The organism is Citrobacter sp. RHBSTW-00986, assembly GCF_013783065.1.
Classification (GTDB): Bacteria; Pseudomonadota; Gammaproteobacteria; order Enterobacterales; family Enterobacteriaceae; genus Citrobacter; species Citrobacter braakii.
In genome coordinates this window covers 619,161-630,291 of record NZ_CP056200.1, presented here as the reverse complement: position 1 = coordinate 630,291, position 11,131 = coordinate 619,161, and the positions used below count along the sequence as shown (strand labels likewise).

The following is an 11,131-nucleotide window of genomic DNA, read 5'->3' as shown; positions in this document are numbered from 1 at the left end:
CTATGTCTGATACCAAACGTAATACCATCGGCAAGTTCGGCTTACTTTCACTCACCTTTGCCGCGGTTTATAGTTTTAATAACGTTATCAACAATAATATTGAGCTGGGTCTGGCATCCGCACCGATGTTTTTCCTCGCGACGATCTTCTACTTTATTCCGTTCTGCTTAATCATCGCTGAATTTGTTTCGCTGAATAAAAACTCCGAAGCCGGTGTCTATGCATGGGTGAAAAGTTCGCTGGGCGGACGTTGGGCATTTATTACCGCCTACACCTATTGGTTCGTTAACCTGTTCTTTTTTACCTCGCTGTTACCCCGTGTTATCGCCTACGCCTCATATGCTTTTTTAGGCTACGAATACATTCTGACGCCGTTCGCAACCACTGTATTAAGTATGGTGCTGTTTGCCTTCTCCACCTGGGTTTCGACCAACGGCGCAAAAATGTTAGGACCGATTACTTCGGTCACCTCCACATTGATGCTGCTGCTGACCCTGTCCTACATCCTGCTGGCGGGTACTGCGCTGGTTGGCGGCGTACAGCCTGCTGACCCTATCACCGTAGACGCAATGATCCCGAATTTTAACTGGGCCTTCCTCGGTATCACCACCTGGATCTTTATGGCGGCAGGCGGTGCGGAGTCAGTGGCAGTGTACGTCAACGACGTCAAGGGCGGGTCAAAATCGTTCGTGAAGGTCATTATCATTGCCGGGATTTTTATCGGCGTGCTCTATTCCATCTCCTCGGTACTGATCAACGTCTTCGTGAGCAGCAAAGAGCTGAAATTTACCGGTGGTTCGGTACAGGTATTCCACGGCCTGGCGGCATACTTTGGCCTGCCGGAACTGATCGTTAACCGCTTTGTTGGCCTGGTCTCCTTTACCGCGATGTTCGGCTCTCTGCTGATGTGGACCGCAACGCCGGTGAAAATTTTCTTCTCTGAAATTCCGGCGGGAATTTTCGGTAAAAAAACCGTCGAACTGAATGAAAACGGCGTTCCGGCCCGCGCAGCCTGGATTCAGTTCCTGATTGTTATCCCGCTGATGATTATCCCAACGCTCGGCTCCAATACCGTGCAGGATTTAATGAACACCATCATCAACATGACCGCCGCCGCATCGATGCTGCCGCCGCTGTTTATTATGCTGGCTTACCTGAATCTGCGCGCAAAACTGGACCACTTACCGCGCGACTTCCGTATGGGTTCGCAAAAAACCGGCATTATTGTGGTATCGATGCTGATTGTCCTTTTCACCATCGGGTTTATTGCCTCGACCTTCCCGACCGGTGGTAACATCATGACCATTATTTTCTATAACGTCGGGGGGATTGTTATTTTCCTCGGTTTTGCCTGGTGGAAATACAGTAAATACATCAAAGGGCTAACCAAAGAAGAAAAAGCTATTGAGGCGGCTCCCGCGTCAGATATTAATTAAAATATCAATAACGATTAGAGCTGTCTGTTTTCTTGCTCACCTGAAATACAATGTGAAATTAAATATACAGACTTGCAGGGCATTTATTGCCCTGCAAGTCTGTTGTGTATTTTCATTATTTGCAGCAAAGATTCGTCCACCAGCGGCCGCAACGTGTGAATCGCCCCCCTGCCAGAAGGAGGTTTAGCAACCCAGGACACTCTGCGGCATTTATTTAACCCCCAGATGCCGCCACAGTTTGTCCAGCGGCATTGTCGCCAGCGCCACACACTCATCCGCAGCGCCGTACCAGACGTGCAGCGTCTCATCGCGGATCAGCGCCCCACAGGTGAACACCACATTGCCGAAGAAGCCTTCGCGCTCGTAGGGCGCATCTGGCTCCAGCAACGGTACCGGTGATTTCGCCAAAATATGGGTCGGATCGTTGAGATCCAGCAGCAGCGCGCCAAGGCAGTAGCGCTGATCGGCATCCACACCGTGGTAGATCTCCAGCCAGCCGCGATCGGTTTTTAATACCGGCGCGCCGCCGCCTGATTTACGGCAGTCCCAGGCATCGCCGGACCGTCCCAGCAGGTGGCGATGGTTGCCCCAGTGCAACATATCCGGCGACTCGCAGATCCAGATTTCCGGATGACCGAAGTGGCACGGGGCCGGACGGGTCAGGGCGTGATATTTACCGGCGATCTTTTCCGGGAAAAAGCAGACGTCGCGGTTGTCCGGACAGAGGATCAACCCTTTTTTCTCCACCGTGACAAAATCTTTGGTCACCGCCAGCGCGGTAGAAATCCCCAGCGACGACACCGCCGAGTAGTTGATGTACGCGGTATCATCGATGCGGGTGATCCGCGCATCTTCGCAGCCGAACTCTTCATATTGCGTATCGGCGATGATAAACGGCTGGCTGTCAATCCGGAAGTTCACCCCGTCGCGACTGCGCGCCAGACGCAGATGCGACATGGAGGTCAGCCACACCCGCGCCGGATCGCTTTTCAGCACGATCACCCGCGGATCGCTGAAATCATAGCGTTCATCGCGACGATCGAAACTTGCGGTGGCCTGTACCCAGCCCGCATCGGTTTTTTCCAACAGCGGTACGACACGCTGCTGCGGGTCGGAATTGATCACGCTTTCCGCCACCCGCAGCAGCAAAACGATCTCCCCGTCACACTCCGTTACGCCAGCATTGAAAACACAATCGACCTTCCTGCCGGGCAGTGAAGGCGTCACGTCCGCCGGGGTAATCAACGGGTTTTTACTGTGCCTGTCCATGTACTCTCCTTTTGATCAAACATTGATTCTTACCAATCCATTGCGCGTCCTCTCCGTACAGCACTTCAGCCTCAATCTCCTGCCACGGATTGCGAACGGGCGCACCAAAGTTGATGGCGACCCAGACCTGCTCCGCCGCCGTCGAACGGGTAAACCAGACGCATTCGTCAGTGAGGTTAAGCGAGTCCTGCTGTCCCTGATGCAGCGCCGCAACGCGGCGGCGCAGGGCGATAAGCAGTCGGTACTGATGCCAGAACGATGTCTCATCCTGCTGCTGGCGCTCCGCGTTAATCAGGGCGATATCGCCGCCGACGGGCATCCACGGCGCGACGGTGGAAAATCCGCCAAAGGGGGCGTCGCGCCAGGGCAGCGGCGCGCGCGAACCATCCCGCGAATGTTCAATAGCCAGCGCCAGCGCCTGCTGTGGGCTGCTGCCTGCGGCAAGGGCGGTGCGGTAATGGGTTTTTCCCTGTATATCAAAAAGCTGCTCTGCCGTTTGCGGACGGTAGTCGGTCACCCCCAGCTCTTCGCCCTGGAAGATAAACGGCACGCCGCTCACCGTTAGCTGGAACGCCAACACCGCCAGCGCCCGCCCGGTATCGCGCTCGTTTTCGCCAAAGCGGCTGATCATCCGCGACATATCATGGCTGGAGAAAAACAGCGTCGGTAAACCCGACTGCGCAGCCAGCGTAGTTTTTAACTGGCTGAAAAGACGGGAAACATCAAAGGTTTTCTGGCTGCCGATATTAAAATTAAACACCACGTCCATCAGCTGCGGACTTTGATAGCGGCTGAGCACGTCAGGGTCTTCGCTGCCGATTTCGCCAATCAGGAAATAGTCACCCTGCGCCCGAACATGGGCACATAGCCGTTGCAGCGTCTCCGGGAGTCGCGGCTGATTAACGTCAAATTCATGGCGCTGCTCGCCGTTCTCTTCCGGGTTATCAGGCCCAATGCCGTCGGTAGTAAGAAAGTTGATGACGTCAAAGCGAAAGCCGTCCACCCCCTGCGTAACCCAGAAATCCACTACCCGGTAAATTTCCTGTTCCACCGCCGGGTTGGCCCAGTTGAGATCCACCTGGCCGGGCGCGAATTTATGGTAATAAAACTCGCCGGTGTCTGGCTCAGCGGTCCACGCGCTGCCGGAAAAGAAAGAACGCCAGTTATTCGGCTGGCGGCGAAAAAGGAAATAATCACGATAGCGGCTGTCCGGATTATTCCACGCATCGCAAAACCAGGGATGTTCTGAGGAGACGTGATTGACCACCAGATCGATAATCACCCGAATGCCTCTGGCGTGGCAGCCGTCAACCACCCGGCGAAAATCGTCGAGAGTGCCGAAACGGGCGTCAACGGCGCAGTAATCGCTGATATCGTAGCCGTTATCCACCAGCGGAGAGGGATAAAACGGCGTGATCCACACCGCGCCGATGCCCAGCGCCTGCAAATAATCCAGCCGGGAAATCAGGCCCGGAAAATCGCCCAGCCCGTCGTTATTGCCGTCGCAAAACGAAGGCAGATAAATTTGATAGCAGGTACACGCCTGCCACCACGGTTGCTTTTTCACCGTCACGTTCCTTATTTCAGTGATAACGACATGCCTTCGAGGAAGTATTTTCTGAACAGAATAAACAGGACAACGATTGGCAGCATCTGCACCACCGACCCCGCCAGCACCGGTCCCAGATAGATGCCATAGGATTTGCTGAAGGTGGCGAGCAGCACCGAAAACGGCATTTTGTCCACCTCGCGCATCACGATCAGCGGCCAGAGAAAGTTGTCCCATGAGCTGGAAAAGGTGAACAGCGCGACAATCGCCAGAATGGATTTATTCAGCGGCATCATCACATGCCGCAAGATCCCCCACAGGCTGGCGTGATCGAGCCTTGCGGCGTACAGGTAATCATTCGGCGTGCCTTTAAAGCTCTGCGAAACCATAAAAATGCCCCAGGCGCTCATCGCATACGGCAGGATCATCGCCCCGTAGCTGTTGATCAGCCCCAGTTCACGCATCAGGACAAACTGTGGAATGATGAACATAAAGACCGGGAAAACCATCTGCACAATCAACAGATTGCGAAACGCATTTTTGCCGCGAAACTCGGTTTTCGCGACGGCATATCCCACCAGCATTGAGGTCAGCGTGACGCAGACGGTAATGGTGAGCGACACGAACAGCGAGTTAACCAGGGTGCGCAAAAAAGGTTTGTCCGCCCGGTTGCTGTTATCGAACAGAAAAGCGTAGTTCTCCAGCGTCAGATGACCGGAAAACAGCCCGGTCGTGTAGATTTGCGCCGTCGGTTTCAACGAGGAGATCACCATCCAGATAAAAGGATAGAGCCAGGTGAGCGCCAGCAAAAACATCACGGCGTGAATGAGCAGCGTTAAGGGAGTCAGTTTCTTCATTCACACAATCTCGATATGTTTTTCGAATACTTTGCGGAAGACCCAGATGGCGAGGAAACTGCATGCCGCAACGATAATCGACATGGTCGCCGCCCAGGTTGGCTTCATTTTCTGGAACGCCACTTCATACATCACCACCATCGGACTGGTGGTGCTGTTGAGCGGTCCACCGCCGGTGATAAGATACGGCTCGGTAAAGATGCTGAACGCCACGGTAATCGCCAGCACCATCACCATCACGATTTGCGCGTTCATCATCGGCAGGGTAATCGCCCAACTTTGCTTAAACTTCCCGGTTTTATCCAACTGCGCCGCGCTGTAAATATCCGCGGGGATCGCCACCATCCCGGAATAGAGAATCAGCCCGTAATAACCAACGAATTTCCAGGTAACAATTAACGCAATGGATAACATGGCGCAGTCAGGGTTGGTAAACCAGGGTACAGAGATGCCGAAACTGGTCTGTAAAAATTGATTGACCGGCCCGTATTCGCTGAACAGTTTTGCAAAGACTATGGAATAGGCCACCCCCGAAGAGATATTCGCCAGTAAAAAGCTCAGGGCAATAAAACTTTTCCCGTACTTAATTTTTCGTAATCCCGCGGCAAACAGCAGCGAGGCAAGAAAGACAATCGGGATATACCACATTAAAAAACGGCACACGTTCCACATCGACTGCCAGAATAACGCGTCATGAAACACGCCAATGATATTCTGTAATCCGCTAAACGTCGGCGTGCCAATAAATTGCCAGTTCGTCACGCTAAGCACGACCAGCCAGCACAGCGGATAAAACCAGAACAGCAACGAATAACCGATCCACGTGGAGGCCAACAGGCCTCCGGTGCGGGATTCATATCCAGCCATTTTTTCCCCTTATTTCGCCAGCAATGTGTTAATTTCCTGCGCGGATTTATCGAGGGTGGCTGCCGGATCGGCGTGGTTGAAAATGACCTGCTCCAGCATCTGCGTCATGCTGCGCTGAATCTCCGTGGTTTGCGTAGTGGCCGCTGGCGGCAGCGCGACGTCCACGTAAGATGCGATCGCCTTCTCCAGCGGGTTTTTCTCAAAGTAATTCACAAACAGCGGATTACTCATTAAATCACTGCGTGCTGGCGGCATACCGGTCAACTCCAGCCAGCTCCGGTCGTGCTCGGCGTTGTTAAAGACCCACTGAATAAACGCCCACGCCTGCGCTTTGCGCTTGCTGGAACTGAAGATCACCACCCCTTTGCTGTCGCCGAACGTATACGGGTGCGCGTCGCCTTTCTCGGTGAGCATCGGCCCAATTTGCAGCGTTTTGAGGATCTCCGGATACTGCTTGTGATAGCGAGCGATATCCCACGGACCGCGCGCGGACGCCAGCACCTGCCCGGTCGCTAACGGATCGTCGGCGGCGGTGAAGTCGTAGCTGCTCCACTTGCTGTTAAAGACTTTCCCCATAAAGGTCAGTACCGCCTGTCCGGCAGGATCGGCAAACGTCGCCTGATGACCCGCGAGGTAAGGTTTACCACTGTTTTGTGCATAATAAAGCGGAATAAAATCGAACCAGCGTTCCCACCAGTTTTTCCCGGCGGTCATCTGGATAACATAGCCGTTATTATCCGCCGCCCGGCGCTCTGCCAGCTGATAAAGCTCATCATAACGGGTCGGAACATGATCAAAACCATACTGCTTGAGTAAATCGCCCCGCCACCACCAGACGATAGGATTAATATAGATTGGCAGAACGTGTTGCTCGCCGTTTAATTGCCAGGCAGGAATAATTTTGCCCATCTGTCGGTTATTAACGAGTTCATTAAAACCGCTCATTTTAGACAGGTCTTCAAGCTGACCAATTTCCACCAACTGGCTGGCAAAACCGATAAAGATATTACTGGAAATATCGGGTTCCGTGCCGGAAGCCAGCGCGTTCATTATTGCCTCTTCAGAACTGCTGGCGGCAGGAATGGGCGTAAATTCGACCGGGATATGCGCCGGGTCTTTATTCCATTCTTTAACCATAGTATTCCAGAAGGCTTCTTCATTTTCGTTTGGTGCCACCCACATTTTAATTGGCGTTTTTGCTGTCTCTGCGGATTTTTTATCATCCGGACCGCAGCCAGAAATACAAAATGCGAATAGTACACAGGCTGTTAATTTAGCTAATTTTACAACTCTCACGATAACTCTCCATTTACTTTCAATAAGTATTGATTTACCGCTACCCTGCTATTGAATGGAGCGTAAATTAACACCCCCTTTTTATGTTTAACGTTAAACAAATCACAAAACGATTTTTGTTTAACGTTAAAATTTGCATCAACGTTCAACGCAATGGACGATAGAAATAAATAATTCACGCCAATATATAAACCCAACAAATATATTAAAAATGAAAATAAACGTTAATGATAATAAAGATAAGAAACGTATTACGATAAAATCATTGGCCAAGATTATGGGTATTTCCCATACCACGGTGTCGAACGCATGGAATAATCCGGAAAAATTATCTCCGGAGCTGCGCCAGCGAATTTTGCAATATGCCAGCGAGCTTGGCTTTCAGGGACCGGACAAGCTGGCGCGCGCGCTGCGTACCGGTAAATCTGACACCATCGGCGTGATATTCAACGACTCTATGAGTTACGTGTTTATCGATCCCCACGACATTGCGCTGATGCGGGGGATCGCCGTCCAGTGTGAAGAACAAAACGTCAATCTGGTCTTGATCCCTTTGCGTAAGCGGCAACAGACGCCGCTCAACACCCTGGTTGATGGCTATATTCTCAACGCCACGCATAACAATGCGGCCATGATCCAGCACGCGCTGGCTCATGGGCGTCCGGTGGTCACGCTCGATTTTCAGTTTCCCGACCACAGCAGCGTCTCCATCGATAACGCCTGCGCCATGCGCGATATTGCCCGCTATCTGGCCGATAAAGGTCATCGACATTTCGGCGTCATCGCTTTTCCGTCACAGCCCTCGGCGCAGGGAATGTGCGATCTGACCGCCCCCGTCACCGGCGACAACCTGCTGATGCTCTCCCGCGTGAATGCCTGCCGGGAGGTTTTCCAGCAGCGCGGCTTCGCCCTTGATACGTGCTGGCTGTATCAAACCCGACACGATGAAGAACACGGCGAACAGGCGGCCAAAGCGTTACTGGAAACCCATCCGGAGATCACTGCGCTTATCTGCCTTTCCGATCGCTTCGCCGTCGGCGCGATCCAATACTGCCAACGGCAGCAGCTGGCGGTTCCGCAGCGGGTTGCCGTTACCGGTTTCGATAATCTCGCCGTTGAGGTGGCGGGAATACGCCTGACCACCATCGCGCAAGACGCGGAAAAGAAAGGGGAAATGGCCGTCAAATTGCTGCTCACCAGAGGACCGGTGACCCACTATGAATTGCCTTACCAGCTCATCATTCGGGAGTCAGCCTGACTCATTAATTACAGAAGAGTAGATTATGGATGAACTAACCTGTTTTAAAGCCTACGATATTCGCGGTGAGGTTGGCGTCAACCTGACGCCGGATATCGCCTTTCGCATCGGTCGCGCTTACGCCGCCTGGCGCCATCCGCGCCGGGTAGTGATCGGCGCCGACATTCGCCTTAGCTCGGAATCGTTAAAATCCGCCGTGACCGACGGGCTGATTTCCAGCGGCGTGGATGTTATCGACCTTGGTCTGTCAGGCACCGAAGAGATCTATTTCGCCACCCGGGAACTGCGTGCCGACGGCGGCATTCAGATTACCGCCAGCCATAATCCGGCGCAGTACAATGGTATGAAGCTGGTGCGCGAAGAGGCGCGTCCGATCAGTAACGACAACGGCCTGCTGGAGATAAAAGCGCTGGCGGAGCGCAATGACTTTGCTCCGATCGTCCATCGTGGCAGCCTCATCCCTTATGATAATCGCCCCGCCTGGATTGCCTGCCTGCTGCGCTTCCTTCAGCATCCGCCGACTCGCCCGTTACGTATTGTGACCAACGCCGGACATGGCACCGTCGGGCCTGCGCTTGACGCGATCGCCGACGGACTGGCCCGTGCGGGGGTTCAGATTGAGTTTATTCGCCTGCACCATCAGCCGGACGGTCATTTCCCGGCGGGCGTGCCCAATCCGATGCTGACGGAAAACCGCCTCATCACCCAGCAGGCGGTTATCGAGAATCAGGCTGATTTCGGCATCGCCTGGGACGGCGATTTCGATCGCTGCTTCTTCTTTGATGAGTGTGGCCGCTTTATTGAGAGCTACTACCTGGTTGGCCTGTTCGCCGAACACTTCCTGCAACGCTCCGCAGGCAGTCATATCATTCTGGACCCGCGCCTGACGTGGAATACGCTGGACGTTGTAACTCGCTGCGGCGGAATCCCGGTCATCAGCAAAACCGGGCATGCCTTTATCAAAGCGCGAATGCGCGAAGAGGACGCGGTCTACGGCGGAGAAATGAGCGGCCACCACTACTTCCGCGATTTTGGCTATTGCGACAGCGGGATGATCCCACTGGTATTGCTGCTGCAAATTATCGGCAGCGACAGCCGTCCGCTGTCGGCGTATATCGAACACGCCCAGGTGCGCTTTCCGGTTTCCGGCGAAATCAATCTGACGGTGGCCGATCCGCAATCGGTCATGCAATCCATCGCCGCTCACTATCTGCAAGCCGGCGGCCTGCGTGACGATTGCGATGGGTTGAGCATCGACTTCGTTGACTGGCGCTTCAACTTACGCGCCTCCAACACCGAGCCGCTGCTGCGCCTGAACGTGGAAACCCGCGCGGATACGGCACTGTTGGCGCGCAAAACCGATGAACTTTTAACGCTGATTGCAGCCTGGGATTCTGACAAGGAGAGGTTATGACCGCGCTAAGCCTGAGCAATATTCATAAAGCCTGGGGCAAGAACACCATCATTGAAAATCTGTCGCTGGAGATCGCCTCCGGGGAGTTCATTGTGCTGGTTGGCCCTTCCGGATGCGGGAAATCCACGCTGCTGCGGATCATCGCCGGACTGGAAATCCCCGACGGCGGTAAACTGGTGATGGGGGGAAAAGAGGTCACCAGGCTTGCGGCGGGCAAACGCAACCTGTCGATGGTGTTTCAGTCCTACGCCCTCTACCCGCATATGACCGTGAGGGAAAATCTGTCATTCGGTTTACGTAATATCAACACGCCCGCCGCCGAGATTGATAAGCGGGTCGCTCACGCCGCCAGCATGCTGAAGCTGGAAGAGATGCTGGACAGGCTGCCGCAGAATCTGTCCGGCGGGCAGCGCCAACGTGTGGCGATCGGGCGTTCTATTGTCCAGCAACCGGAACTGTTTCTGTTTGATGAACCGCTGTCTAACCTGGATGCCGCGTTGCGGGTCGGGATGCGCCAGGAGATCCAGCAACTGCATAACACCCTGAAAAACACCATGATTTATGTAACGCACGATCAGGTGGAGGCGATGACGCTGGCCGATCGCATCGTGGTGCTTTACAAGGGAAAAATTGAGCAGGTGGGCACGCCGCTGGAGCTGTATAACACCCCGGCAAACCTGTTTGTCGCTGAGTTTATCGGCACGCCGAAAATCAATGTTCTGCCAGCGGTATGGCGCGAAGGCGCGCTGCATATCGCCGATAACCTCGTCTTCCGCCTCACCCGTCAGCCCGCAGGCGTTAGCGACGGGGACAAACTGTTTGTCGCCATCCGCCCGGAGCATATGCAGTACCAGCAGACCGGGGATTTCACATTGCAAGGGCGTACCCGGCTGTGTGAATTACAGGGCGACTCCACGCTGGTGTGGTTGGATCTGGCCGGCCACCCCGTGTGCCTGAAGTCTTTTCAACAGCTTAGCTTCATGCCGGATACACCGCTTACGCTCACCGTACAAGAGTCGCACCTGCACCTCTTTGACGGCCTGGGTAAACGACTGGCGTTCTGACCCACTTGCCCTTGCGTCCGCAGGGGCATTTTTTGAATCCCATCACAATCACGGCATTCCCCTTTTCCCTTTTACGCGGCGACGGCTAAATTATTAACTCATCCGACCACATAACAATAAT

9 protein-coding genes are annotated in these 11,131 nt (G+C 53.9%); 4 read left to right on the top strand and 5 right to left on the bottom strand.

The genetic code is table 11. The annotated features are described in order from the left end of the window. The first annotated feature begins 2 nt into the window (after positions 1-2). Positions 3-1,436, top strand: coding sequence for an amino acid permease (locus tag HV345_RS03115; protein ID WP_016154598.1), 1,434 nt, complete (start codon positions 3-5; stop codon positions 1,434-1,436). Positions 1,437-1,646: 210 nt separating this feature from the next. Here the strand turns inward: HV345_RS03115 and HV345_RS03110 are convergent, their stop codons facing one another. The 5 genes from HV345_RS03110 to HV345_RS03090 are packed head-to-tail and all read right to left on the bottom strand — an operon-like array spanning position 1,647 to position 7,274. After that, a complete protein-coding gene (locus HV345_RS03110) occupies positions 1,647-2,705 on the bottom strand; it encodes a glycoside hydrolase family 130 protein (RefSeq protein ID WP_047499179.1) in 1,059 nt (352 codons plus the stop codon). Beyond that, positions 2,689-4,272, bottom strand: a complete 1,584-nt coding sequence (locus HV345_RS03105; RefSeq protein WP_181636236.1) for an alpha-glucosidase — start codon at positions 4,270-4,272, stop codon at positions 2,689-2,691. Before HV345_RS03105 ends, HV345_RS03110 begins: the two co-directional genes overlap by 17 nt. Positions 4,273-4,283: 11 nt before the next feature. After that, positions 4,284-5,111, bottom strand: a complete 828-nt coding sequence (locus tag HV345_RS03100) for a carbohydrate ABC transporter permease (RefSeq protein WP_016154601.1) — start codon at positions 5,109-5,111, stop codon at positions 4,284-4,286. Beyond that, complete coding sequence (locus tag HV345_RS03095) at positions 5,112-5,978, bottom strand: carbohydrate ABC transporter permease (protein WP_181626906.1); 867 nt, start codon at positions 5,976-5,978, stop codon at positions 5,112-5,114. 9 nt (positions 5,979-5,987) lie between these two features. Further along, complete coding sequence (locus HV345_RS03090) at positions 5,988-7,274, bottom strand: ABC transporter substrate-binding protein (protein ID WP_181636235.1); 1,287 nt, start codon at positions 7,272-7,274, stop codon at positions 5,988-5,990. Between the two features lie 211 nt (positions 7,275-7,485). Between HV345_RS03090 and HV345_RS03085 the strand changes: the two genes are divergently transcribed. Genes HV345_RS03085 through HV345_RS03075 form a run of 3 tightly spaced genes read left to right on the top strand, consistent with a single transcriptional unit; the run spans position 7,486 to position 11,010 of the window. Next, positions 7,486-8,532, top strand: a complete 1,047-nt coding sequence (locus HV345_RS03085) for a LacI family DNA-binding transcriptional regulator (protein WP_181636234.1) — start codon at positions 7,486-7,488, stop codon at positions 8,530-8,532. Positions 8,533-8,557: 25 nt separating this feature from the next. Then, on the top strand, positions 8,558-9,946 hold the full coding sequence (locus HV345_RS03080) for a phosphomannomutase/phosphoglucomutase (RefSeq protein ID WP_047414090.1): 1,389 nt from the start codon (positions 8,558-8,560) through the stop codon (positions 9,944-9,946). Continuing rightward, positions 9,943-11,010, top strand: coding sequence for an ABC transporter ATP-binding protein (locus HV345_RS03075; protein ID WP_049040409.1), 1,068 nt, complete (start codon positions 9,943-9,945; stop codon positions 11,008-11,010). Before HV345_RS03080 ends, HV345_RS03075 begins: the two co-directional genes overlap by 4 nt. The last annotated feature ends 121 nt before the right edge of the window (positions 11,011-11,131 follow it).